Annotated in this window: 28 protein-coding genes; 12 read left to right on the forward strand and 16 right to left on the reverse strand. The window is 69.6% G+C overall.

Annotation, left to right across the window (positions count from 1 at the left end; all coding sequences use genetic code 11):
- The first annotated feature begins 21 nt into the window (after positions 1-21).
- Positions 22-417 carry a DUF3224 domain-containing protein gene (locus QWU11_RS04000; RefSeq protein WP_290103614.1) on the forward strand — a complete coding sequence of 132 codons (396 nt, stop codon included), beginning with the start codon at positions 22-24 and terminating at the stop codon, positions 415-417.
- A 16-nt stretch (positions 418-433) separates the two neighbouring features.
- Here QWU11_RS04000 and QWU11_RS04005 read toward each other — a convergent pair whose 3' ends face one another.
- On the reverse strand, positions 434-1,210 hold the full coding sequence (locus tag QWU11_RS04005) for an SDR family NAD(P)-dependent oxidoreductase (protein WP_290103615.1): 777 nt from the start codon (positions 1,208-1,210) through the stop codon (positions 434-436).
- A gap of 192 nt (positions 1,211-1,402) precedes the next feature.
- Between QWU11_RS04005 and QWU11_RS04010 the strand changes: the two genes are divergently transcribed.
- From QWU11_RS04010 to QWU11_RS04035, 6 genes are all read left to right on the forward strand, one after another.
- Positions 1,403-1,975, forward strand: coding sequence for a TetR/AcrR family transcriptional regulator (locus tag QWU11_RS04010; RefSeq protein WP_290103616.1), 573 nt, complete (start codon positions 1,403-1,405; stop codon positions 1,973-1,975).
- Positions 1,975-2,769, forward strand: coding sequence for a site-2 protease family protein (locus tag QWU11_RS04015; protein ID WP_290103617.1), 795 nt, complete (start codon positions 1,975-1,977; stop codon positions 2,767-2,769). The genes QWU11_RS04010 and QWU11_RS04015 overlap by 1 nt, the downstream gene beginning before the upstream one ends.
- A 77-nt stretch (positions 2,770-2,846) precedes the next feature.
- The gene (locus QWU11_RS04020) at positions 2,847-3,692 is read left to right on the forward strand and encodes an ABC transporter ATP-binding protein (RefSeq protein WP_290103618.1); all 846 of its coding nucleotides are present in this window, start codon (positions 2,847-2,849) and stop codon (positions 3,690-3,692) included.
- Positions 3,689-4,501, forward strand: coding sequence for an ABC transporter permease (locus QWU11_RS04025; RefSeq protein WP_290103619.1), 813 nt, complete (start codon positions 3,689-3,691; stop codon positions 4,499-4,501). The genes QWU11_RS04020 and QWU11_RS04025 overlap by 4 nt, the downstream gene beginning before the upstream one ends.
- Positions 4,459-5,655, forward strand: a complete 1,197-nt coding sequence (locus tag QWU11_RS04030; RefSeq protein ID WP_290103620.1) for a sensor histidine kinase — start codon at positions 4,459-4,461, stop codon at positions 5,653-5,655. The genes QWU11_RS04025 and QWU11_RS04030 overlap by 43 nt, the downstream gene beginning before the upstream one ends.
- Positions 5,652-6,278 carry a response regulator transcription factor gene (locus QWU11_RS04035; protein WP_290103621.1) on the forward strand — a complete coding sequence of 209 codons (627 nt, stop codon included), beginning with the start codon at positions 5,652-5,654 and terminating at the stop codon, positions 6,276-6,278. Before QWU11_RS04030 ends, QWU11_RS04035 begins: the two co-directional genes overlap by 4 nt.
- 32 nt (positions 6,279-6,310) lie before the next feature.
- Here the strand turns inward: QWU11_RS04035 and QWU11_RS04040 are convergent, their stop codons facing one another.
- Positions 6,311-6,466 carry a hypothetical protein gene (locus tag QWU11_RS04040; protein WP_290103622.1) on the reverse strand — a complete coding sequence of 52 codons (156 nt, stop codon included), beginning with the start codon at positions 6,464-6,466 and terminating at the stop codon, positions 6,311-6,313.
- A gap of 82 nt (positions 6,467-6,548) precedes the next feature.
- Between QWU11_RS04040 and QWU11_RS04045 the strand changes: the two genes are divergently transcribed.
- Positions 6,549-6,899, forward strand: coding sequence for a hypothetical protein (locus QWU11_RS04045; RefSeq protein WP_290103623.1), 351 nt, complete (start codon positions 6,549-6,551; stop codon positions 6,897-6,899).
- Between the two features lie 218 nt (positions 6,900-7,117).
- Positions 7,118-8,617, forward strand: a complete 1,500-nt coding sequence (locus QWU11_RS04050) for an aldehyde dehydrogenase family protein (protein WP_290103624.1) — start codon at positions 7,118-7,120, stop codon at positions 8,615-8,617.
- Here QWU11_RS04050 and QWU11_RS04055 read toward each other — a convergent pair.
- Both QWU11_RS04055 and QWU11_RS04060 read right to left on the reverse strand, forming a co-directional pair.
- Positions 8,608-9,147, reverse strand: coding sequence for a hypothetical protein (locus tag QWU11_RS04055; RefSeq protein ID WP_290103625.1), 540 nt, complete (start codon positions 9,145-9,147; stop codon positions 8,608-8,610). The genes QWU11_RS04050 and QWU11_RS04055 overlap by 10 nt on opposite strands.
- A gap of 401 nt (positions 9,148-9,548) precedes the next feature.
- Complete coding sequence (locus QWU11_RS04060; RefSeq protein ID WP_290103626.1) at positions 9,549-11,162, reverse strand: GMC family oxidoreductase N-terminal domain-containing protein; 1,614 nt, start codon at positions 11,160-11,162, stop codon at positions 9,549-9,551.
- A gap of 190 nt (positions 11,163-11,352) precedes the next feature.
- Here QWU11_RS04060 and QWU11_RS04065 point away from each other — a divergent pair, with 190 nt between their 5' ends.
- Both QWU11_RS04065 and QWU11_RS04070 read left to right on the forward strand, forming a co-directional pair.
- Positions 11,353-12,855 carry a M20/M25/M40 family metallo-hydrolase gene (locus tag QWU11_RS04065; RefSeq protein WP_290103627.1) on the forward strand — a complete coding sequence of 501 codons (1,503 nt, stop codon included), beginning with the start codon at positions 11,353-11,355 and terminating at the stop codon, positions 12,853-12,855.
- 205 nt (positions 12,856-13,060) lie between these two features.
- On the forward strand, positions 13,061-13,654 hold the full coding sequence (locus QWU11_RS04070) for a cob(I)yrinic acid a,c-diamide adenosyltransferase (protein ID WP_290103628.1): 594 nt from the start codon (positions 13,061-13,063) through the stop codon (positions 13,652-13,654).
- 6 nt (positions 13,655-13,660) lie between these two features.
- On the opposite strand, the gene QWU11_RS04075 is transcribed toward QWU11_RS04070, so the two are convergent.
- The 12 genes from QWU11_RS04075 to QWU11_RS04130 all read right to left on the reverse strand — a co-directional run bounded on the left by QWU11_RS04075 (position 13,661) and on the right by QWU11_RS04130 (position 23,135).
- The gene (locus QWU11_RS04075) at positions 13,661-14,098 is read right to left on the reverse strand and encodes a DUF2550 domain-containing protein (RefSeq protein ID WP_290103629.1); all 438 of its coding nucleotides are present in this window, start codon (positions 14,096-14,098) and stop codon (positions 13,661-13,663) included.
- A gap of 21 nt (positions 14,099-14,119) precedes the next feature.
- On the reverse strand, positions 14,120-14,509 hold the full coding sequence (locus QWU11_RS04080; RefSeq protein ID WP_290103630.1) for a F0F1 ATP synthase subunit epsilon: 390 nt from the start codon (positions 14,507-14,509) through the stop codon (positions 14,120-14,122).
- Positions 14,510-14,536: 27 nt separating this feature from the next.
- Positions 14,537-15,976, reverse strand: coding sequence for a F0F1 ATP synthase subunit beta (gene atpD, locus QWU11_RS04085; RefSeq protein ID WP_290103631.1), 1,440 nt, complete (start codon positions 15,974-15,976; stop codon positions 14,537-14,539).
- Between the two features lie 8 nt (positions 15,977-15,984).
- Positions 15,985-16,908, reverse strand: a complete 924-nt coding sequence (locus QWU11_RS04090) for a F0F1 ATP synthase subunit gamma (RefSeq protein ID WP_290103632.1) — start codon at positions 16,906-16,908, stop codon at positions 15,985-15,987.
- A 3-nt stretch (positions 16,909-16,911) separates the two neighbouring features.
- On the reverse strand, positions 16,912-18,549 hold the full coding sequence (gene atpA / locus QWU11_RS04095; protein WP_290103633.1) for a F0F1 ATP synthase subunit alpha: 1,638 nt from the start codon (positions 18,547-18,549) through the stop codon (positions 16,912-16,914).
- A gap of 38 nt (positions 18,550-18,587) precedes the next feature.
- On the reverse strand, positions 18,588-19,400 hold the full coding sequence (locus QWU11_RS04100) for a F0F1 ATP synthase subunit delta (protein ID WP_290103634.1): 813 nt from the start codon (positions 19,398-19,400) through the stop codon (positions 18,588-18,590).
- Positions 19,401-19,405: 5 nt separating this feature from the next.
- The gene (locus tag QWU11_RS04105) at positions 19,406-19,963 is read right to left on the reverse strand and encodes a F0F1 ATP synthase subunit B (RefSeq protein ID WP_290103821.1); all 558 of its coding nucleotides are present in this window, start codon (positions 19,961-19,963) and stop codon (positions 19,406-19,408) included.
- A gap of 30 nt (positions 19,964-19,993) precedes the next feature.
- Positions 19,994-20,233, reverse strand: a complete 240-nt coding sequence (gene atpE / locus QWU11_RS04110; protein WP_290103635.1) for an ATP synthase F0 subunit C — start codon at positions 20,231-20,233, stop codon at positions 19,994-19,996.
- Positions 20,234-20,303: 70 nt separating this feature from the next.
- Positions 20,304-21,092, reverse strand: coding sequence for a F0F1 ATP synthase subunit A (atpB, locus tag QWU11_RS04115; RefSeq protein WP_290103636.1), 789 nt, complete (start codon positions 21,090-21,092; stop codon positions 20,304-20,306).
- Between the two features lie 82 nt (positions 21,093-21,174).
- Positions 21,175-21,393 carry a hypothetical protein gene (locus QWU11_RS04120; protein WP_290103637.1) on the reverse strand — a complete coding sequence of 73 codons (219 nt, stop codon included), beginning with the start codon at positions 21,391-21,393 and terminating at the stop codon, positions 21,175-21,177.
- A 57-nt stretch (positions 21,394-21,450) separates the two neighbouring features.
- A complete protein-coding gene (locus QWU11_RS04125) occupies positions 21,451-21,882 on the reverse strand; it encodes a hypothetical protein (protein WP_290103638.1) in 432 nt (143 codons plus the stop codon).
- 107 nt (positions 21,883-21,989) lie between these two features.
- Complete coding sequence (locus QWU11_RS04130; RefSeq protein ID WP_290103639.1) at positions 21,990-23,135, reverse strand: MraY family glycosyltransferase; 1,146 nt, start codon at positions 23,133-23,135, stop codon at positions 21,990-21,992.
- A gap of 182 nt (positions 23,136-23,317) precedes the next feature.
- On the opposite strand from QWU11_RS04130, the gene QWU11_RS04135 reads away from it, so the two are divergent.
- Positions 23,318-23,779 carry a hypothetical protein gene (locus QWU11_RS04135; protein WP_290103640.1) on the forward strand — a complete coding sequence of 154 codons (462 nt, stop codon included), beginning with the start codon at positions 23,318-23,320 and terminating at the stop codon, positions 23,777-23,779.
- Positions 23,780-23,979: the final 200 nt, after the last annotated feature.

Genomic DNA, 23,979 nt, shown 5'->3' on the forward strand with positions numbered 1-23,979 from the left:
ATCTCCAGCAGGATCTGCGTCATGACGAAAAACGCCACGGGCACCTTCGTCCTCGACACGTACGAGGCCGAGAAGCCCTATGACGAACACCTGGACACCAAGATCGCCCGGGTGCACATCGAGAAGACCTTCAGTGGCGGCCTGGCCGGCACGAGCACGGCCGATCTGATCACCGTGACCACCGGCGACACCCCGCGGGCGTACGTCGCGATCGAGCGCGTCGAGGGCACGCTCGACGGGCGTACGGGCGGGTTCGTCTTCCAGCACAACGCGGGCGGCGAGGACGGCAAGCCCTGGCTGACCTGGAAGATCACCGAGGGCTCGGGCACCGGCGAGCTGGCCGGCATCACCGGCGAGGGCCAGATCGTCATCGACGCCGACGGAGGCCACTCCTACACGCTCATCTATGACCTCTGATGACCTCTGATGACCTCTAACGCTTGTCGCGCTGCCCCTCCGCCAGGTCGTGGGCGAAGCGCTCGCCGCCGCCCAGGCGCTGGACGAGGGCGGCCAGGCCCGGGGCCGCGCCCGCGAAGCGGGCGCCGAAGCGCAGCGGCAGCGGCGCCACGTCGATCTCCGCCACGTCACGCTCGATCGCGCGGCGGACCGCGCGTGCCACGTCCTGCGGCGTGTGCGTGCCGATGCCGCGCGGCAGCGTGACGTTCGCGTCGGCGAACATGCCGGCATCGCGGATGAAGCCCGGATAGATGGCCGAGACGCCCACGTCGTGCGCCCGCAGGTCCTCCCGCAGCGCCAGGGAGAAGCCCCGCAGCCCGAACTTGGTCGCGTTGTACACCGACGCTCCCCCGGCGGCGATCTTGCCGCCGACCGAGGAGACGAAGACCAGGTGCCCGCGGCGGCGGGAGACCATCTCCCCGGCGGCGAGCCGGGCCAGCACGATGGGGGCGCGGAGGTTCACGTCCAGGGCACGGTCGAGCGCGTCGAGGGGATAGTCGACCAGTGACCCGCTGGCCGGCAGCCCGGCATTGGCCACGAGGATGTCCACCGGGCCCGACTCGTCCATGAGCGCCGCCGCCGCGTCGCGGTCGGCCAGGTCCGCGACGATGGCCCGGCCACCGAGCTCGGCGGCGAGGGGTTCGAGCACGTCGGCACGCCGACCGCTCAGCACCACCGACGCGCCGCGTTCGGCCAGGTCACGCGCTATGGCCTGGCCGATGCCGCCCGTCGCCCCGGTAACCAGAACGGTCATCTGAGCGATCTTCATCCCGGCATCCTGTCACGCCGGGCGTTCGCGTGGACACGCTTCGGCACACCGGGCTTAGGCCTCATCGATCATCCGATATCGGACACCGTGCGGAGCAGGCTCGACGTCCGCGTCGCGCGACAAAAGGCGATGTCCGTCTCATGTTCCGCCTGAGGGCGTACCGGTAGCCTGCGGGGCATGCCGCAGGTCACCGAGGTCCGTGATCGGATCGTGAACGCCGCCGAGGCGTGCTTCACGCGGTACGGCGTCGGGAAGACCACGATCGAGGACATCGCGGCGGCGGCGGGCCTGTCCCGCGCGACCGTCTACCGCAGCTTCGCCGGCGGCCGGGACGAGGTGATCCTGGCCGTCGTCCTCCGCGACCTGCGGCGTTTCCTCGACCGCCTCTCCAGGCGGCTGAGCCGCGAGCGGTCGGTGCCCGACGCGATCGTCGAGGGCGTCGTCGACGCGGTCGCGTTCGTCCGCGGCGAGCCCCAGGTGGCCGCGCTGCTGACCCCCGACGCCGCCGGGCATACCCAGGCCGCGGTGGTCGGCGGAGCGCGTAGTCTGCTGGACCTGTGCGCCGATTACGTACGCCCGCACTTCGGCGCCGCCCAGCGGGAGGGAACCCTCCGAGCCGACATCACCGTTGAAGGTGCGATCGAGTTCCTTTTCCGCATCATCTCCTCGATGATCGTCATGCCTCGCGAGGATGAACCCCGCGAGTTCCTCCGCACCTACGTCGTCCCCGCCCTGGCAGAGAGCACCTGATGAGCAACGTCACCGCCCTGCGGTCCTCCGTGCGGCCCAGCCCCATCTTCCTGCTGGTCCTCGGCATCTTCGTCCTGTCCGGCTTCGCCGTCTGGCGGTACGGCACGGATGTCGGGCACTCGGCCCGGTTCCTGCTGTTCATCTTCGTGGTGGCCGGCTGGATCGTGTCGCTGTGCCTGCACGAGTTCGGGCACGCGTTCTTCGCGTACCGCTCGGGCGACCGCAGCGTGGCCGGCAAGGGCTACCTCACGCTCAACCCGCTGAAGTACACCGACGTGGCACTGAGCTTCGTGCTCCCGGTGCTGTTCCTGCTGCTCGGCGGCATCGGCCTGCCGGGCGGCGCGGTCTACATCGACCGGGGCGCCATCCGCGGCCGGGTGCGGCACAGCCTGATCTCGGCGGCCGGCCCCCTCGCCAACCTCGTCTTCGCGATCGTCCTCGGCGTCGTGCTGTCCAACCTCGCCACGAGCCTGGACCACGCGCTGTTCTGGAGCGGCCTGGCCTTCCTGGCGTTCCTCCAGGTCACCGCGGCGGTGCTCAACCTCCTGCCGGTGCCGGGCCTGGACGGCTTCGGCATCGTCGAGCCCTACCTCCCGCGCCACTGGGTGGCCCAGGCCAACCGGGTCGGCGGCTACGCGTTCATCGGCCTGCTCGCGCTGCTGTGGATCCCGGCGGTCAACCGCTGGTTCTTCTCGGTGATCTACCACCTGACCGACCTGTTCGGCATCAACACCGACCTCACGACGGTCGGCCACGCCCTGTTCCAGTTCTGGCAGAGCGTCAACTTCGGGTGAGTGTCCGTCGTTCGGTGGACACGGGAATGACCGGTTCGCCGATCGCGTGAGTCCGTTGCCGCCGGAAAGCTGGCGGTATGGCGGAAACAGCGGTGCGCGTACGCGGCCTGCGCAAGAGGTACGGCGACGTCGAGGCGGTGGGCGGCGTCGATCTGGACATCTCCCGCGGCGAGGTGTTCGCGCTGCTCGGACCCAACGGGGCGGGCAAGAGCACGACGGTCGAGATCCTCGAAGGGCACCGGCGGCGTACGGGCGGTGAGGTCGCGGTGCTCGGCGCCGACCCCGGGCGGCCCACACGGAGCTGGCGGGCCCGCATCGGCATCGTGCTCCAGACCTCCGGCGAACAGCCCCCGCTGAGCGTACGGGAGCTCGTGCGGCACTTCGCCGGCTACTACCCGAGCCCGCGCGACCCCGATGAGGTGATCGAGGCGGTCGGGCTGGCCGAGAAGGCCGGCTCCCGGCTCTCGCAGCTCTCCGGTGGGCAGCGGCGGCGGGTGGACGTCGCGCTCGGCATCATCGGCGGTCCCGAGCTGCTGTTCCTGGACGAGCCGACGACGGGGTTCGACCCGGACGCGCGCCGGAGGTTCTGGAAGCTCATCGAGAGCCTGGCCGGCGACGGCACGACGATCCTGCTGACCACCCACTACCTGGACGAGGCCGAGGCCCTCGCGGACCGGGTCGGCGTCATCGCCGGCGGGCGGCTCGTCGAGGTCGCCCCGCCGTGGGAGCTCGGCGGCCGTGCCACCGCCAGGGCGCGCGTGAGCTGGACCGCGCCCGAGGGCCCGCAGGCGCTGGAGACCGACTCCCCCACCCAGGTCGTGGCCGAGCTGGGCCACCGGTTCGACGGCGAGGTGCCCGGCCTGACGGTCACGCGGCCGACCCTCGAGGACACCTACCTCTCCATGATCGGAGCAGACCGATGACCACCCCGGCCATGCCGTCGACGCTGCGCGTCGGCGTCGCGCGCGGCGCGCTGGAGCTGAAGAGCTTCGTCCGCGAGAAGGAGGCGCTGGCCTTCACGGCCGCGATGCCGGTCCTCCTCCTGGTGATCTTCGGCACGATCTTCAAGGGGAACGTCGAGGGCACGAACGTCGACTTCCGGCAGTACTTCGCCGCCGGGATCATCGCGAGCGGCATCGCCTCGACCACGTTCATCAGCCTGGGCGTCGGCATCGCCCAGGAGCGCGACGACGGCACGCTCAAGCGCCTGTACGGCTCGCCGATGCCGCCGGCGGCGTACTTCATCGGCAAGACGATCTCGGCGCTGGTCCTGTCGGTCGCCGAGACGGTCATCCTGTTCCTTCTCGGCGGCGCGATGTTCGGCCTGAAGCCGCCGAGCACACCCGAGCGCTGGTCCACCCTGGTCTGGGTCTTCGTGCTGGGCGTGACCGTCTGCACTCTGCTCGGCATCGCGGTCAGCAGCGTGCCCCGCTCCGGCCGGGGCGCGGCGGCCGTGCTCAACGTGCCCTACCTCGTGCTGCAGTTCATCTCGGGCGTCTACTTCTCCTTCGGCGACCTGCCCTCGGGCGTCCAGCAGGCCGGCGCGCTGTTCCCGCTCAAGTGGATCTGCCAGGGCCTGCGCTCGGCGCTGCTGCCCGACACCCTGCTGCCCGCCGAGCCTGCGCACGCGTGGGAGCACGGCCGGATCGCGCTGGTGCTCGCGGCGTGGGGTGTAGCAGGCTTCGCACTGTGCCTGACGACATTCCGCTGGAAGCGGCGCGGCGACGGATGACCGGCGAGGACGCGTGGCAGCTGGGACTCGGCCGCTGGGAGGCGTACTTCGGCCTGGTCCTGGCCTCGACGCTCACCTATGTGCTGGCCGAGGACGGCGCGTGGCCCGCGGGGGCGGTCGCGGCCGCCCTCCTGGCCGCCATGGTGCCGTGGTACCTCCTGCTCGGCCGGCGCCTCCTCGGCGTGGACCGGAGCGGGCCGCTGCCGTACGTCTATGTGGCCGGGCTGGTCGCGCTGTCCTCGGGCGCCGCGCTGGCCGCCCCGGAGAGCGCGCTGGTCATGTTCGCGGCCTGCCCGCAGTGCTACATGATCGCGAGCTGGCGCGGGGCGAGTGTCGCGGTCCTCCTTCTGAACGTCGTCCCGGCGTCGCGGTTCCTGCGCGGCCCCCACACCGTCGGCTCGATCATGTCCTTCGTGCTGTGGACCGTCGTGTCCCTCGCGTTCTCGCTGTTCTTCGGCCTGTGGATCGAGCGCATCATCCACCAGAGCACCGAACGCCGCGAGCTGATCGACCAGCTCGAGACGACGCGCGCGGAGCTGGCCGGGGTGAGCCGCGAGGCCGGAGTGATGGCCGAGCGCGAACGTCTCGCGGCCGAGATCCACGACACGCTCGCGCAGGGCTTCACGAGCATCCTGATGCTCCTGCAGGCGGCGGAGCCGCGCATCTCGCCGGCCGAGCCGCGGCGGCAGGTCGGCCTGGCGATCCGTACGGCACGCGAGAACCTCGCCGAGGCGCGCGCGCTCATCGCCGCGGTCCCGCCGGCCGCGCTCGGCGACGCGTCGCTGGACGAGGCGGTACGCCGGCTGTCGGACCGGCTGAGCGAGGAGCTGGACGTGGACACCGAGTGCATCGTGTCCGGGGAGCCGCGCCGGCTGACGGCGCGCTCGGAGGTCGTACTGCTCCGCGCGGCCCAGGAGGGGCTGGCGAACGTCCGCAAGCACGCCAAGGCCACGCGCGTCGGCGTGGAGCTGGCGTACGGCGCTTCCTCCGTGTGCCTGCACGTCCGCGACGACGGGACCGGCTTCGACCCGTCGCGGGCCGGCGGCTTCGGCCTGCGCGGCATGCGCGAGCGCGCCGCCCAGGTCGAGGGAACCCTCCTCGTCCGCAGCGCCCCCGGTGCGGGCACCGAGATCACGGTGGAGGTGCCGGCGTGATCAAGATCCTGCTGGTGGACGACCACCCGGTCGTACGCGAGGGGCTGCGGGGCATGCTCGCGGCGGAGGAGGACCTGGACGTGGTGGCGGAGGCGGGCGGCGCGGCGGAGGCGGTGGCCTGCGTACGCGCGCACACGCCGGACGTGGTGCTGATGGATCTGCGCATGCCGGGCGGCGACGGCGTCGAGGCGACGGCGCGCGTGCTCGCCCAGCGCCCGGCCATCCGGGTGGTCGTGCTGACGACGTACGACACGGACGCGGACATCCTGCGCGCGGTGGAGGCGGGGGCGGCGGGCTACCTGCTGAAGGACGCGTCGCGGGCGGAGCTCGCCCAGGCGATCCGGGCGGCGGCGCGCGGCGAGACCGTACTCGCGCCGTCGGTCGCGGCCAAGCTGGTGTCGCGGATGCGGTCTCCGGTCGAGCTGTCGCGCCGCGAGATCGAGGTGCTGCGTCTCGTCGCCCGGGGCCTTACGAACGCCGAGATCGGCCGGGAGCTGCTGATCAGCGAGGCGACGGTGAAGACGCATCTGCTCCGGACGTTCGGGAAGCTGGGGGTGTCGGACCGTACGGCCGCGGTCACGTCGGCGCTGGAGCGGGGCATCCTGCCGGCGCCCGGCCGGTGACCGAATCCGGCCGGGCGTGTGCGACGGGGACGTTACGTGCAGTAGTGATGGTGCACGTGGGTGATGTCCCGATGACGGGTGTCGAGGTGCCGGCGGGCGCGGCGGTCGCGCACCTGCTGCGTAAGTTGCGGCGGGTGGGCGACACCGAGGTGGACCGGGTGCTCGATGAGGGCATGGAGGCCCTGCACGAGCTGGTCTCCGCGAAGCCGGGCGCCGATGGGGCGCTGGAGCGGTTTCGTTCGGAGGCGGAGACGGGGCAGGTGTTTCCGCATGATCACGGTCAATCCCGGCGCGCAGATCTCTACTCTGGCCGCCGCGGACCTGCCTGCCCGGGAGACCGAGCGCACGCTGGAAGAACTCGCCCGCACCCACCTGATCGAACCGGGCGAGCCGTTCGGCTGGTGGCGAACGCACGACCTGGTCCGCCTGTACGCCACCGACCTGGCCCAGGCGCAGGCCGACGCCGACCATCGCGACCAGGCCAACGACCGGCTCTTCACGCACTACCTGACGGCCGCCATGGCCGCGGACACTGCTTGGCCCCGACCTCCGGACTGGGGGCCATGTTCGCTTCTCAGGAGGAGGCGTTGGCCTGGCCGGATGCCGAACTGCCGAACCTGACCGCCGTCGTCCACGCCGTCGGCGGCCTGAAGTCGACGAGTACCACGAAGGTCTCGCGAATCGGACCCCCCGGGTGATGCGCTGAACGGCGCCGGATCAAGATCCGCCGAAAACGCCGGCTGGCCTGCCCAGACACATCCGTCGCTAACGGTCGGGACGGGGGTGGGTACTTGCGGTAATTTACGGAGAACAGAATCTCCTTCTAGTGGGTGGTGGCGATGACAGCGACCATGGATACCGAGACCGCCGAGAGCTTTCAGTCCCTCAACCCGGCGACCGGTGAAGTCGTCGGTGAGCATCCGGTCCACGGGGAGGAGGCGGTGAACGCCGCGATCGCGCGCGCCCGTGACGCCGCCGCCTGGTGGGGCGGGCTCGGGTGGAAAGAGCGCCGGATCCGGCTGCTCAACATCAAGGGGGCGCTCACCCGCTCCCTCAACCGCATCGCGCAGCTCATCCACGAGGAGACCGGCAAGACCATCGAGGACGCGCAGCTCGAGGTGGTCATGGCGATCACGCACCTCGACTGGGCCGCGCGCAAGGCCGAGAAGGTCCTCGGGCCCCGCGGCGTCTTCCCCGGCCTCCTGGCGATCAACCAGAAGTGCGTCCTCGAGTACCAGCCGCTCGGTGTCGTCGGGGTCATCGGGCCCTGGAACTACCCGCTCTTCACGCCGGTGGGCTCGATCGGGTACGCCCTGGCGGCCGGGAACGCCGTCGTCTTCAAGCCCTCGGAGTTCACCCCCGGCGTCGGGCTGCTGCTCGCCGACCTCGTCGGTCAGGTCGTGCCAGAGCAGCCCATCCTGCAGGTGGTGACCGGCCTGGGCGAGACCGGCGCGGCGCTGACCCGCGGCGCGGTGGACAAAATAGCGTTCACCGGATCATCCCGTACGGCTCGCAAGGTCATGGCCGCCTGCGCCGAGCGCCTCACGCCCATCGTCGCCGAGTGCGGCGGTAAGGACGCGTTCATCGTCGACGCCGACGCCGACGTGGAGGGCGCCGCCGAGGCGGCCCTTTGGGGCGCGATGTCCAACGCGGGCCAGACCTGCGTCGGCGTCGAGCGTGTCTACGTCGTGGATAGCGTCTACGACTCCTTCGTGGGCAAGCTCACCGAGCAGGCGGGCGCGCTGCGCGCCGGCGAGGACCGTACGGCCTCGTACGGGCCGATCACCATGCCCGGTCAGCTCGACGTCATCAAGCGGCACATCGACGACGCCGTGGCCAGGGGCGGCAGGGCGGTCGTCGGCGGCCCCGAGTCCGTCAAGGAGCCCTACGTCGAGCCGGTCATCCTTCTCGACGTACCCGATGACTCCGCGGCCGTCTGTGAGGAGACGTTCGGGCCGACCATCACCGTGCACCGGGTGAAGAGCGTGGACGAGGCCGTCGACCGCGCCAACGCGACCGCGTACGGGCTGGCCGGGGCGGTGTTCTCGGGCAGCAAGGCGACGGCGCTGAGCGCGGCGCGGCGGCTCCGCAGCGGGATGACCTCGATCAACGCCGTGATCGCCTTCGCGGCCGTGCCGGCGCTGCCGTTCGGCGGGGTCGGCGACTCCGGGTTCGGCCGTATCCACGGCGCCGACGGCCTGCGGGAGTTCGCCCGCGCCAAGGCGATCACGCGTCAGCGCTTCTCGACGATGAACCTCACCTCGTTCCAGCGCACCGACAAGGACATGGCCAAGGCGCTGTCGCTCGTCAACATGCTGCACGGCAAGCGCTACAAGTGAGTTCCGGGCCGCCGGGCCACGCGCCCGGCGGCCGCGGGCTCGCGCAAAGAGGCCTCCAGGCGCTCCAGGCGGCGTAGCGCCCGCGGCGCCGACAGCCGCATGTACACCATGAGCGCGCCGAAGAAGACGACGCTCGGCACCCCGGTCGTCACGCGGTCGCTGACCACGCTCACCACGTCGGCGAGGCCGAGCAGGGCGATCGTCCACGGCCCGTACGTCACCTGCCGCCGCAGCAGACGGCTCCTGCGGACGATCATCGAACGCACCGCGGCCTCGTACGCGGGGTCGGCCGGGGGTTCGCCCGTACGGTACGCCCGCGCCATCGCGGTCCGCTCGGCCCGGCTCCACCTGCGCCGGAACCTGCGGTCGGTCAGGCCGAAGGTGGTCAGGAGGGTCGCCGGCACCCCGAGGATCAGCCCGCCTGCCAGCGCCGCCGGGGCGTCGAGGTCAGGTACGGTCAGCGCCAGGAACGTCCCGAACCCGGCCGTCGTGACGACAAGGCAGAACGGCGCGAGGGCCCAGGGCGACACCGCTGGCGGCCGTCCCGCCGACACTGTTTCCGCGTCTCGCGACATAGCGCAGACACCGTACTAGACCCACGCGGGGGGCTCCTAGGACATGTCTAAGGCGGCCTAAGGCGTTACCTACCTTGGAGATAGTGCATCGTCCCAATGCAGGGGCACCCGGCTTAGCGCGAATCTTGACATTGCGAGACCGGATCGACCGGTTCGCAGCAGGAGGAGCCGAAAATGCACCCCGACATCATGCGGGCCATCATCAAGGAGCACGTCCGCGACCTCGGCAACGACGTACGCGACGCTCGTAAGTCCGCGAAGGTCCGCGCGCGGTGACCCCGCGGCGCATCGCCCGCCGAATCCCGCCCAGTCCGGAGTCTGTCCGGACGGGCGGGATTCCTCGTTGAGGGGCCCGCTCAGTCGCCGGCGGGCAGCAGGGGCTCGGCGGTCGCCGGGTCGGCGGCCGCCAGCGGCGGCGTGCCGGCGATCAGGTCCGCGGCGCGCTCGGCGATCGCGATGGTCGGGGCGTTGGTGTTGCCGCGCGGTACGGCCGGCATCACCGAGGCGTCCACGACGCGCAGGCCGTCGATGCCGCGGACGCGCAGCTCCGGGTCACAGACCGAGTCGTCCGTACCGCCCATCGCGCACGTGCTGGTCGGGTGGTAGAGCGTCACGACCTCGTGGCGCACCCAGTCGGTCACGTCGACGCCCTCGCCCGGCGCCGCCTCGCCGCCGCCGATCTTGGCGAACGGACGGCAGGTCGCGATCTCCCGCGCCTGCGCGATGCCGCTCAGGAGCACCTGGAGGTCGGCGGGGGCACGCAGGTACGCCGGGTCGATCAGCGGCTTCCAGCGCGGGTCGGCCGACCGCAGCGTGATGGTGCCCCGGCTCTCCACCGCCACCGCCGTGACGAAGACCGACATCATACGTTCCGCCACGTCGGTCAGGCCCTGCCCGACGTACGGCGTCCCGAGGATGTGGTACTGCAGGTCGGGAGCGGGCAGGCCCGATGAGGTCCGGACGAAACCGCCGGCCTCGGCGACGTTGGAGGCGTACGGGCCGCGTCCCAGCGACTGCCAGAGCAGGAAGCTGCGCATGTTGACGCCCTCCCAGATCGCCTTCGTCCCGGGCGTGTGCCACCGGACCGGCACGATCGGATGGTCCTGCAGTCCCGTACCGACCGAGGGCAGGTCCGCGACCACGTCGATGCCGAGGGAGCGCAGGTGGTCCGCCGGGCCGAGCCCGGACAGCATGAGGAGCTGCGGGGAGTTGACCGCGCCGCCGCACAGGATGACCTCGCGCTGGGCGAGCGCCTCCTCCTCCTTGCCGCCGGCCACGAAGCGGACGCCCGTCGCGCGCCCGTTCTCGATCAGCACCTTGGTGGTGAGCGCGTCGGTGCGCACGGTGAGGTTCGGGCGGTCGAGCACCGGCCGCAGGTATCCGTCGGCCGTCGACCAGCGCCGTCCGCGCCGCTGGGTGACCTGGTAGTACCCGACGCCGTCCTGCTCGGCGCCGTTGAAGTCGTTGTTGGCCGGCAGGCCGAACTCCTGGGCCGACTCGACCCACGAACGGGTCAGCGGGTGCTTGTAGCGCAGGTCCTCGACCCGCAGCGGCCCGTCGACGCCGTGGTAGTCCGACTCGCCGCGCTGCTGGTCCTCGGCACGCCGGAAGTAGGGCAGCAGGTCGGCGTAGCCCCAGCCCTTGCAGCCGTACTCGTCGCGCCAGGTGTCGTAGTCGTGGCGGTGCCCGCGGATGTAGATCATCGCGTTGGTCGACGAGCTACCGCCCAGCGTGCGCCCGCGCGGCCAGTAGACGGAGCGTCCCTGCGCCTCCTCCTGCGGGGTCGTCGTGTAGTCCCAGTCGTACGGGCCCTTGAACAGCGCCTGCAGTCCGGCGGGGATGTGAATCTCGGGCGCGTCGTCCGGCGGGCCCGCCTCCAGCAGCAGCACTCGAGCGCCGGAGTCCGCGCTCAGCCGGGAGGCGAGCACACAGCCCGCGCTGCCGGCACCGACGATGACGTAGTCGTACACGGCCGCCTCCTTGGGGAACCTCGCCAAACCATATCGATTTCCGGACGTTCTGGGGCAGTGCACCGAATCGTGTTCTAGCCAACAGTGCGCGATCTCGACAACGAGTAGGTCTCAACGTCTGGCGCGGGGGATGACTGCAGTGTCAACCTCAGGTCCATTACCTCCGCTTTACCGATTAGAAGGGGCGCTCGTGCGCACAATCGCCATCGGTACCCTCATCGGCCTCGCCGCCGCCGCGATCGTGACGGCGGCTCCCGCGGACGCGGCCGAACATCCTCGTCTGGACAGGCTGGTCAAGCTGCAGGACATCCGCAGACATCAGCACGACCTCCAGAAGATCGCCGACTACAACGGTGGCACCCGCGCCGCCGGAGAACCGGGCTTTGAGGTCTCGACCCAGTACATCGTCAAGCAGCTCAAGAAGGCCGGCTACCGCCCGAAGGTGCAGGACTTCCCGTTCGCCTACTTCAAGGAGCGGACGCCGGCCGTCTTCGACCGGCCCGGCGGCCCCGTCTACAAGTACGGCACCGACTACGCCACCCTCGACTTCTCCGGCACCGGCGACGTCACGGCGACGGCCCACGCGGTCGACCCGGACGGCACGGGCGTGGGCAGCGGCTGTGAGCCCGCCGACTTCGCCGGATTCACCAAGGGCGACATCGCGCTGGTCAAGCGCGGCGGCTGCACCTTCTCCGACAAGACGAGCAACGCACAGACCGCCGGCGCCGCCGCCATCGCGATCTACAACGACGGCGCCGCGCCGGACCGCATGGGCCCGGTCGAGGGGACGGCGGGCCAGGCCTGGCAGATCCCGATCATCGGGCCGACCTACCAGCTCGGCACCGACCTGGTGAAGGCCTCGGCCGATGGCACGCTGAAGCTGCACATCAAGACCAACACGATCAACGAACAGCGCACCGCGCACAACGTGATCGCCGACACCGACCGCGGCCGCGCCGACAACGTGATCGTCATGGGCGCCCACCTCGACAGCGTCACCAAGGGCCCCGGCATCAACGACAACGGCAGCGGCACCGCGACGGTCCTCACCGTCGCCGAGCAGATCTCCCAGCTCGGGCGCGAGATCAAGAACAAGGTGCGATTCGCCTTCTGGGGCGCCGAGGAGGAGGGCCTGCTCGGCTCGACCTACTACGTGACGCACCTGAGCGCCGCGCAGAAGGCCACCATCGCGCTCAACCTCAACTTCGACATGCTGGGGTCCCCGAACGGCCGGCGGGGCGTCTACGACGGCGACGACTCCGAGGGATCGGGCACCAATCCGCCCGCGGGCTCCGGCGCGATCGAGAAGGTCTTCAACGACTACTACGGCGAGCGCAAGCTGCCGACCTCGCCGAGCGTGTTCGACGGGCGCTCGGACTACGGACCGTTCATCGACAACGGCATCCCGGCCGGTGGCCTGGACTCCGGCGCGGAGAAGCTGAAGACGCCGGAAGAGGCCACGATCTACGGCGGCGAGGCCGGCAAGCCGTACGACGGCTGCTATCACCAGGCCTGCGACACCTACGCCAACAACAACGCCACCATCCTGGACCAGTTGTCCGACGGGGCGGCCTACGCCGTCCAGGTGCTCGCCAAGAGCACACTGCCGGTCAACGGCGAGCGCTCCGCCGTACGCCAGGCGGCGGCTCGCCCGGCCGCCCAGGCCGCGCCGGCCGGTCTCGTCACCCGCTGAGCGGGGCGTGTCCCGGGGCACGAGCCCCGGGACACGCCGCAATATCGCGGCGCCCGGCACGCCCCCGAGGTCCGCCGGGCGCCACTTGTCAGGCCGGCCCGCGTCACCCGCCCGCGGAACGGCTGTCACCTGGGAAGACGCGTTGAAGGGCGTCCGGCGTTGCCTGCCCGGCCGGATCGGCCGCACTCTCGTTAGGGTTGACGCCATGGCCAAGAACCGCGACGACCAGCCGGTCGTGCTGTCGAAGATCTACACCCGCACCGGCGACGACGGCACGACCAACCTCGGCGACATGAGCCGTACGCCCAAGACCGATCCGCGGCTCACGGCGTACGCGGACGTCGACGAGGCCAACAGCGCGATCGGGGCGGCCATCGCCCTCGGCGACCTGACCGAGGAGCTCGCCGCGGTCCTCCAACGGGTGCAGAACGACCTGTTCGACGTGGGCGCGGACCTGTGCACGCCCGTCGTGGAGGACCCGGAGTTCCCCCCGCTGCGGGTCACCGAGGAGTACGTCACCCGGCTCGAGGAGGCCTGCGACACCTACAACGCCGGCCTGCCGGCGCTTCGGAGCTTCATCCTGCCCGGCGGCACCCCGGGCGGCGCGCTGCTGCACATCGCCCGCACCGTCGTACGCCGGGCCGAGCGCGCGGCCTGGGCGGCGTTCGAGGTCCACGACGACATGAACCCGCTCACCGCGCGCTACCTCAACCGGCTCTCCGACCTGCTGTTCATCCTCGGCCGTGTGGCCAACGCCGAACGCGGTGACGTGCTGTGGAAGCCCGGCGGCGAGCGCTGAGGCGCCTCACTTCAGCGAGGAGCCGGGCGGCGACGCCTCCAGCCAGGCGAGAAAGCCGGTCAGCGCGGCGCCGCTCATCGCCAGCTCGACGGTGTGCCCGTCGTCGCGTACCTCGACGATGCCGGTGTCCGGCTGGAGCGCCGGCTCCTCGTCGGCCGCCGGCTCGCGGCGGCCCGCGACGACAAGGCCCCGGCGGTGAACGACCCGCCGGGGCCTGAAACGAAAACCGAAGATCGCGAACCAGAGCAGCTCGTCACCGTTGTAGCGGCCGATGCCGAGCCGCCACACACCACGGCCGTCCGGCTCGCGCAGGCTGCACTCGACCGTGCCGCCGCGGCGCTCCAGCAGCCACCGTCGCAGCGAGAGCATGGCGAACACGGCGACGACCGCCAGCAGGACAGCGGCGAGGACCCCGCCTACGTTCAGTGCCAGGTACCCGCCCACTCCCCCCTGCTTCCCCGAAGATCAGACTTCTTGGCCGGCGGCTCTCAGCCGTGCCCGCGCGCGGCGCTGGGCCGCGGCGGCCTCGTCGCCCTCCTGCGCCGACACGCGTTCGTACTCCTCGCGGGCGGCGCGGACATCGACCTCACCGCCCAGCTCGGCGTACTCCGCGAGCACCGACACCTCGCCTGCGGCGACAGAGAAGAATCCACCGGAGACCATCGCCGCGACGGGCTCGCCGCCGTCGGCCGGGTGGATGCGCACGACACTTCCGTCCACCATCACGCCGAGGACCGGCGCGTGGCCGGGCAGGATGCCCATCTCACCCTCGATGGTCTTGGCCACGACCATATCGGCTTCGCCGGCCCAGATCTCACGCTCCGGTGAGACCAGCTCCACGCGCAGCTTTGCCACTTCGTTCTCCTTCGAACCGGGCCGTGACTACTTCTGGAGTTCCTGCGCCTTCTTCTCGGCCTGCTCGATGCCGCCGACCATGAAGAACGCCTGCTCCGGAAGGTGGTCGTACTTGCCCTCGGTGATGGCCTTGAAGGAGGAGATCGTCTCGCTGAGCGGGACGTTCTCGCCCGGCTGACCGGTGAACGCCTCGGCCATGTACATCGGGTGGGACAGGAAGCGCTCGATGCGGCGCGCCCGCTCCACCGTGACCTTGTCCTCTTCGGAGAGCTCGTCGATGCCGAGCAGGGAGATGATGTCCTGCAGCTCCTTGTAGCGCTGCAGAATACGGATCACTTCCTGGGCGACGTCGTAGTGCTCCTGGCCGAGGATGGTCGGGTCCATGATCCGCGACGTGGAGTCCAGCGGGTCCACCGCCGGGTAGATGCCCTTCTCCGTGATCGCACGAGAGAGCACCGTCGTCGCGTCGAGGTGGGCGAAGGTCGTGTGCGGCGCGGGGTCGGTGATGTCGTCCGCGGGCACGTAGATCGCCTGCATCGAGGTGATCGAGTGGCCACGGGTCGAGGTGATCCGCTCCTGCAGCTCGCCCATCTCGTCGGCCAGGGTCGGCTGGTACCCCACCGCGGACGGCATACGGCCGAGCAGCGTGGAGACCTCCGAACCCGCCTGGGTGAACCGGAAGATGTTGTCGATGAACAGCAGGACGTCCTGGTTCTGGACGTCGCGGAAGTACTCCGCCATGGTCAGCGCGGACAGCGCGACCCGCAGACGGGTGCCCGGCGGCTCGTCCATCTGGCCGAAGACGAGGGCGGTGTCCTTGAGGACGTCCGCCTCCTTCATCTCGATCAGCAGGTCGGTGCCCTCACGAGTACGCTCGCCGACGCCCGCGAACACCGAGGTGCCCCGGTGGTTACGGGCGACACGGGTGATCATCTCCTGGATGAGCACCGTCTTGCCCACACCCGCGCCGCCGAACAGGCCGATCTTGCCGCCTCGGACGTACGGGGTCAGCAGGTCGATGACCTTGATGCCGGTCTCGAGGATCTCGGTCTTGCTCTCGAGCTGGTCGAAGGCCGGCGCGTGCCGGTGGATCGGCCAGCGCTCGGTGACCTCCAGGGAGGAGGTCGGCACGTCGAGGGCCTCGCCGATCGTGTTGAACACGTGGCCCTTGACGCCGTCGCCGACCGGCACCGAGATCGACTCACCGGTGTCGACCACCGGCGCGCCGCGGACGACGCCGTCGGTCGGCTGCAGCGAGATGGCGCGGACCATGTTGTCGCCGATGTGCTGGGCGACCTCGAGGGTCAGCAGCCGCTTCTGCTCGCCGAGGGTGACCTCGATCTTCAGGGCGTTGTAGATCTCGGGCATCGTCTCGACCGAGAACTCGACGTCGATGACGGCGCCCGTGACGCGGGCGACCCGGCCCGTCGCCGCGGTCGTTGCGGTCTCTTCTACGGAAGCAGTCATGGTGGCTCTCACTCACTCCCCGCGGACGTCTCGGCCAGCGCGTTCGCGCCACCGACGATCTCGCTGATTTCCTGCGTGATCTCGGCCTGGCGGGCCTGGTTGGCCACCCGCGTCAGGTTCTGGATCACATCATTGGCGTTGTCGGTCGCCGACTTCATGGCCCGCCGGCGCTGGGCGTGCTCGGACGCGGCCGCTTGGAGCAGCATGTGCCAGATCCGGCTCTCGATGTAGTTCGGAAGGAGCGCGTCGAGAACGGCGCTCGCCGAGGGCTCGAAGTCGTACGCCGGCAGCGCACCGCCCTGGGCCTCCTGCTCGGGAAGCTCTTCGGCCTCCTCGATCTCCAGCGGGAGCAGGCGGCGTACCTGGGCGGTCTGCGTCAGCATCGACACGAACTCGGTGTAGACGATGTGGATCTCGCCCACACCGCCCTCCTCGGCCGGCTTGCTGAACTCCTCGACGAGCGCGCGGCCGATCGTCTCGGCGTTCTCGAAGCGCGGGTTGTCACTGAAACCGGTCCACTCGTCGGCGTACTCACGCTCGCGGAAGCGGTACCACCCGACACCCTTGCGGCCGACGATGTACGCGATGGGCTCCTTGCCCTGTTCGCGCAGCAGCGTCATCAGACCCTCGGCCTCACGCAGAACGTTGGCGTTGTAGCCGCCCGCGAACCCGCGGTCGCTCGTGATCAGCAGCACCGCGGCACGCTTGCTGTCGGGCCGCTCCTCCAGGAGCGGGTGGCCGACACCGACGTTGTGACTGACCAGCGCGGAGATGGCCCGCGTGATCTGCCGTGCGTACGGCCCCGACTCCCGCACCCGCTGCTGAGCCTTGACGATGCGCGACGAGGCGATGAGCTCCTGCGCACGCGTGATCTTCGCCATCGACTTCGTCGAGGCGATGCGGCGCCGTACGACCCGAAGCTGAGCACCCATCGGCTACTTCTTCCTCACGCGGGTGATCTTCTCCTGCTCCACGTCACCCTCGTCGATGGCCTCCACCGTCTCCTCCTGGATCAGGAGACCGTGGCTGGTCGTCTCGAAGGTCTTCTTGAACTCCTTGACGAGGTCCTTGAGCTTCGTGGCGGTGTCGTCCTCGAACTTTCCGGTCTCCCGGATCGTCTCCAGCACACCGGCGTCGGTGCGCTTGAGGTAGTCGAGGAACTCGGCCTCGAAGCGGCGGATGTCCTCGATCGGCACCTCGTCCAGCTCGCCGCCGGTGCCGGACCAGATGGAGACGACCTGCTCCTCCATCGGGAACGGGTCGTTCTGCGGCTGCTTGAGCAGCTCCACCAGGCGGGCGCCGCGGTCGAGCTGCGCGCGCGAGGCGGCGTCCAGGTCGGACGCGAACGCCGCGAACGCCTCCAGGTCACGGAACTGGGACAGGAACAGCTTGAGGTTGCTCGTGGCCTTCTTCATCGCCTTGGTCATCGCCGCGCCGCCGACGCGGGACACCGAGATACCGACGTTGATGGCCGGGCGAACACCCTGGTTGAACAGGTCGGTCTCCAGGAAGACCTGCCCGTCGGTGATCGAGATGACGTTGGTCGGGATGTAGGCCGAGACGTCGTTGCCCTTGGTCTCGATGATCGGCAGGCCGGTCATCGAGCCGGCGCCCAGGTCGTCCGAGAGCTTGGCGCAGCGCTCGAGGAGACGCGAGTGCAGGTAGAAGACGTCACCGGGGTACGCCTCGCGGCCCGGCGGGCGGCGCAGCAGCAGCGAGATCGCGCGGTAGGACTCCGCCTGCTTGGACAGGTCGTCGAACACGATCAGGACGTGCTTGCCCTCGTACATCCAGTGCTGGCCGATGGCCGAGCCGGTGTAGGGGGCGATGTACTTGTAGCCCGCGGGCTCGGAGGCCGGGGCCGCCACGATCGTGGTGTACTCCAGCGCGCCCGCGTCCTGCAGCGTCGCCCGCACCTGTGCGATCGTCGAGCCCTTCTGGCCGATCGCGACGTAGATGCAGCGGACCTGCTTGGCGGGGTCGCCGCTCTCCCACGCCTGCTTCTGGTTGAGGATCGTGTCGATCGCGACCGTGGTCTTGCCGGTCTGCCGGTCGCCGATGATGAGCTGGCGCTGGCCGCGGCCGATCGGCGTCAGGGCGTCGATCGCCTTGATGCCGGTCTGCAGCGGCTCGCCCACGGGCTGGCGCTGCATGACGCCCGGCGCCTGGAGCTCCAGCTCGCGGCGGCCGCTCGTCTCGACCTCGCCCTTGCCGTCGATGGGGTTGCCCAGCGAGTCGACCACGCGCCCGAGGTAGCCGTCGCCGATCGGGACCGAGAGGACCTCGCCCGTACGGCGGACCTGCTGGCCCTCTTCAATCTTGGAGAAGTCGCCCAGGATGACGACACCGATCTGCCGAACGTCAAGGTTCAGCGCGATGCCGCGCGTGCCGTCCTCGAACTCAAGGAGTTCGTTCGCCATGGCCGAGGGAAGACCCTCGACGAAGGCGATGCCGTCGAAGCACTCGACGACGGTCCCGACCTCCTCGCGCGCGGCGGCCTCCGGCTCGTACGCCTGGACGAAGCGCTCGAGCGCGCCCCGGATCTCCTCCGGCCGGATCGTCAGCTCCGCCATGTCTTCTTCGTCTCTCTCCGTGAGTCCATTGCGTGGATTCAGCTCGCCCGCTCGATGCGCCGGCGGATGTCTGCCAGGCGGCGAACGATGGTGCCGTCGATTTCCTCATCCCCCACCCGGATGGACATTCCACCCAGAACTGAAGGATCAACATCGATGTTCAGGTGAACATCGCGGTCGTACTGCGCCGAGAGCGCGGTGGCGAGCCTCGACTTCTGCCGCTCGCTCAGGTCCACCGCGGTGCGCACCACCGCGACCAGGCGGTTGCGGCGCTCGGCGGCGATGCGGCCGAACTCCGCGAGCACACGCTCCAGACTACGTCCTCGCGGGTGCGTCACGGCCTCGATGATCAGCCGCAACGTCGCCTGCGTGGTCTTGCCTTCGAGGAGTTCGTTCAGCAGCGTCGCCTTGCGGTCCGGCGCCACCCGGTGGTCGACGAGCACACCGCGCAACTGCGGCTGCGCCTCGACGATGCGCTCGAAGCGGAACAGCTCGTCTTCCAGGTCGTCGAGCCGGTTGTCCGACTCCGCGCCCGCCACCGTCGCGATCACGGCGAACCGCTCGACGGCGTCGGTGAGGTCGATCGAGCGCCCCCACCTCAGGCGTACGAGGTCCGCGATCAGCTCCGCGGTCGCCGCGCCGACCTTGCCGTCGAGCACCGCCGAGGCGAGCCCGGCGCGCTGGTCGACCGGCCGGGCCGGGTCCGCGAGCGCCCGCCGGAGCACGTGCTCACGATCGAGCAGCCGCAACACCGCGAACAGCTCGTCGCCGAGCGATGCGGGGTCTGCGGACAACACGGACTCGAGCCGCTCCTGCCCTTCGGCCAGCGAAGCCCTGCTAGCGCCTCTCATGCTCGTTACGCCTCCGCCCGAGCCCGGTCTTCGAGCTGGTCGAGGAACCGGTCGACGGTGCCACGGCGGCGGGCCTCGTCCTCGAGGGACTCGCCCACGATGCGGCTCGCCAGGTCGACGGCCAGCTCACCGATCTCCGTGCGCAGGCTGGTGAAGGCCTGCTGGCGGTCGGCCTCGATCTGGGCGTGCGCCTGATCGATGAGGCGCTGGGCCTCGGTCTGGGCCTGCTCGCGCATCTCCGCGATGATCTGCGCACCCTGCTCGCGCGACTCCTCACGGAAACGAGCGGCCTCGTGCCGGGCCTCGGCGAGCTGCTCCTTGTACTGCTCGAGCACCTTCTGGGCCTCGTCCTGCGCTTCTTCGGCCCGCTTGATGCCGCCCTCGATCGCGTCCGTGCGCTCGGCAAGGGTCGTCTGGATCCGCGGGATCAGCATCTTGCCGAGGACGACGAGCACGACGAGGAACGCGAAGGTGCCGAAGATCAGCTCCGCCGCGTCAGGGATCAAGGGGTTCGGGTTCTTCTCCGCGGCAAGGAACCCGGCGGCGTGTTCGGCCAGGAACATGGCGTGCACAGCCTTCCGTAGAGGTCCTGGTTAGGAGGTGTAGATGAAGGGCGCGACCAGGCCGATCAGGGCGAGCGCCTCACTGAAGGCGAAGCCCAGCAGCATGTTCGTGCGGATGGTGCTGGTGAGCTCCGGCTGGCGCGCGATGGCGTTGACGCCCTGACCGAAGACGATGCCGACGCCGATACCCGGGCCGATGGCGGACAGGCCGTACCCGATCGACTTCAGGCCGGGGTTGATGTTCGTGCTCGCGGCGGCGATCAAGGACATTGGAAATTCCTTTTCGATAGGCCGGCGGTCGTCTCCGCCGGTCAGATGTTGACGATCTGCGGGTCAGGTCTTAGTGGTCGGAGTAGAGTCCGGCGCTTATGTAGAAGGCGGCGAGCAGTGTGAAGACATATGCCTGCACCGCCTGGATGAACAGCTCGAAGGCGGTCATGACGATGGTCAGGACCACACCGAGGATGCCCACGCCGAACCCGAGCGGGGTGACCTTCTCCCAGAGGAAGTGGAAGCCGACGGTCGCGAACAGCGCGATCAGGATATGGCCGGCGAACATGTTCGCGAAGAGCCGGACGGCGTGCGTGAACGGCCGGATGAAGAACGTCGAGACGAACTCGATGGGGATGACGATGAGGTAGAGCGCCTTGGGCAGGTCGGGCGGCATCGTCGCGTTCTTCAGCAGGCCGAAGAGGCCCTGGTTCTTGACTCCCACGACCCAGAAGGTCAGGTAGATCAGGACGGCCAGTACGGCGGGGAACGCGATCCGGGAGTTCACGGGGAACTGCGCGACCGGTACGACCGACATCAGGTTGCCGACCCACACGAAGAAGAACACCGGGATCAGCAGGCGCATCCAGCGCTCGGTGTCCTTGCCCAGGAACGGCCGGCCGATTTCGTCGCGGACGAAGACGTACGCGACCTCGCCGACGTTCTGCCATCCCCGCGGCACCAGCTGGGGCTTGGCGAAAGCGGCCCAGAAGAAGGCGATGACGATGATCATCACCAGGAAGCAGAGCACCATCGGCTTGGCGACCGCGAAGGGACCTACGTGAAAGAGGGGCTTCCACTCGAACAGGCCGAGTCCCGGGGCTTCGAAGTCTTTGGCGAGGATGTGCGGGGCACTCACCCGGTGTTCCTTTCGCTGTCGTAGCTCATCAAGGCGGCAACCTTGCTGTCGTCTCGGTGGGCCACGGCCCCGCCCGGCGCTTTCAGCGGCCGTAGCGGACGTAGACCAGGTAGCCAGCGAAGACCAGGCCCAGTACAAGGCTTATGGGAAGCAGGGCGAGGATGTCCAGCCATCGAGAGAGGAGCCAGCCCGCTCCGCCGAACACCAGCATCCCAGCCAGAATGGTGGCGGGAGCGGCCGACACGGCGTTGGCGAACTCGCGGTCTTCCGACTCGGTGGGCAGACGCCCATTTCCAGTCATCGCGCTCCGGACGATAGCAGGCTACCCGCCGCATAGTCATATTGGAGTAGTCCAATGTCATCGGGTGCCCGGTTTGCCGAGGTCACGCGGTCCACCGCCGGTTTCGACGTACGGTGTTTTCGCGTTGATCGTGGCGTTCACCTCGGCGGCGAGCCACACGATGGTCAGGGCCAGCACGGTCCAGCCGAACGCATGGGCGTTCCAGACCGTCACGTGGTTCAGCGCCGCGACGAGAGCGAACACCGCCACCAGCTTGACGAGGAAGCCCATCAGGCCGGCCGCCATCACAAGTTGTTGCGACAATCTCGTCACATAGCTGACGACGAGCATGCCGAGGGTGAAGAATATGAGGACGAGGGCAACCCCGATGGCCGCGCCCAGCGCGCCCTTGCCTCCTGCGATCAGGAGGCCGGCGACGATGGCTATGAGTCCTGCCAGGCCTGTGGGGATCGCGGCGCCACGGAGGATCCGGGCGTCGGTGGACTGCATGAGTGCTCCGGGGTGTTCACGGTGAGTGGTTGCTTGCCGCTCGTGAAAGATATCACAAGCTTCTCAGACTCCAGGATTACCCGTCAAGTAATGGCAAAATGCGCAGTTCAGACGGGTTGTCGTGGCCGCTGGTCGGCCGATCGCTGAGAGGCACGATGCCGGCGGCCGTGCGGCCGCAGCTGCGGGAAGGCCATCACGACGAGTGCGGCGATCGCCACCAGGCTCGCCACCGACAGCACCACCAGCGGCGACTTGACCGCTGACAGCGCGACCACTCCGAACGAGAACAGCGCGGTCCACAAGTACATCACCAGTGCCGCGCCCCGGTGCGAGTGGCCCAGGTCGAGCAGCCGGTGGTGCAGGTGCTTCTTGTCCGGCGCGAACGGCGACCGCCCGTCGTAGGACCGGCGGATCACCGCCATCAGCATGTCGGCGTACGGCACGACCAGGATCGCGAGCGGGATCAGCGGCAGGATCGTCGGGAACCGGTTGATCGACCCCCGCAGCGCGACCGGGTCGAACCCGGACACGGTGATCATGGACGTGGCCAGCAGCAGGCCGATCAGCATCGACCCGGTGTCGCCCATGAAGATGCGGGCCGGGCTGAAGTTGTGCGGCAGGAACCCGGCGCACATGCCGGCCAGGATCGCCGCGATGAGCGCGGGCGCCGACTGGTGGTCGAGGTGCACGACGACCGTGACCAGGAAGGCGTAGAGGAAGAAGGCCAGCGCCGACACGCCGACGATGCCGGCGGCCAGGCCATCGAGGCCGTCGATGAAGTTGACCGCGTTGATCGTGGCGACCACGAGGACGATGGTCAGCGGCACGCCGTACGACGGGGGCAGGACGAGGGTGGCGCCCGGCAGCGGGATCCACAGCAGCTGGACGCCGTTCATGATGAGCAGGCCGGCGGCGGCGACCTGGCCGGCCATCTTGGTCAGCGCGTCGATCTCCCACCGGTCGTCGGCGATGCCGACCACGACGAGCAGCCCGCCGGCCGACAGCAGGCCGATCCAGGTCGGGCTCTCGGTGAAGACCCGGTGCAGGTGGGGCAGGCGGGAGGCCATGAGCAGCGCCGCCATCATCCCGAAGAACATCGCGAGGCCGCCGAGCCGGGGCGTCGGGATCGCGTGGACGTCGCGGTCGCGGACCGGAGTCATCGCCTTGAACGCGATGGCGAACTTCAGGACCAGCGGGACGAGCAGGTAGGTGACGATCGCACCCGTAAGGAACGTGAGGATGTACTCCCTCACCGCTCCACCTCCCTCGACCGGGCGCCGATGCTCGTCATTTGACCGGGCACCAACTCTATTGCTCCCAGACGACCACGACGCCCGTCCCGCGTGTACTCACGTCCCGCGACCGACGCATCACATTTCCGTCACCGTGCGTGTGTCTCCGCAGCTCAGTGGCGGTGCTCGTTAGTCTTCCGGCGATGAGGGTCCCGCAGATCTGCGCGTTCGTTCTCGTGTTCGGCTCCGGCTGCGCCCGCGGCACGACCCTGCCGGAGGCCGCCAGCCGGCTCGAATCGGACTCTCGCGGCGTCCTGGCCGAGGGAGCGCGCCGGCTCGGCGCTCCCGGCGCGCGCTCGCTGATCGTCTTCAACGACCGGCACTCGTGCGGGAACGGCCGGGCCCGTCAGGTCCTGCGCGGCACCGTCCCGCTGCGGCACGGCGCCGATCCACGCGTCGATCTGGACAATGCGACCGATATCTCTATCGGACTGGCGCGGGCACGCGGTTATCGACTCGAACGCCCACCGGCATTCACGCGCCGATTCCGTACCTTCACGATGGCGCGTGAGGGCTCCTTCGTGCGAATGGTCGTTCAGCTCCACGGTGGACATCGCTCCTCGATGCGCGTCGACGCCGCGACTCCCTGTCTCCCGGGCGGGTGACGGAGGCTGGTGCGGGCCTCTCGGCGTTCTCCCAGCTCCGTCCGTGGCGATGACGCCACGGACATGGGTACGTGTCGACCTGATCCGTTGGACCCGCGAACGAGGCGATGAGTTTGGCCACGACGGTCACGAATGGGTCACGTACCGCCAGAGCCCTCTCTCGCGGCCTCTCACGGTCCCTTTTCGCGGGCATGGACTCA

The sequence above is a fragment of the Actinomadura sp. DC4 genome (genome assembly GCF_030406325.1).
In the GTDB taxonomy this organism is placed as follows: domain Bacteria; phylum Actinomycetota; class Actinomycetes; order Streptosporangiales; family Streptosporangiaceae; genus Actinoallomurus.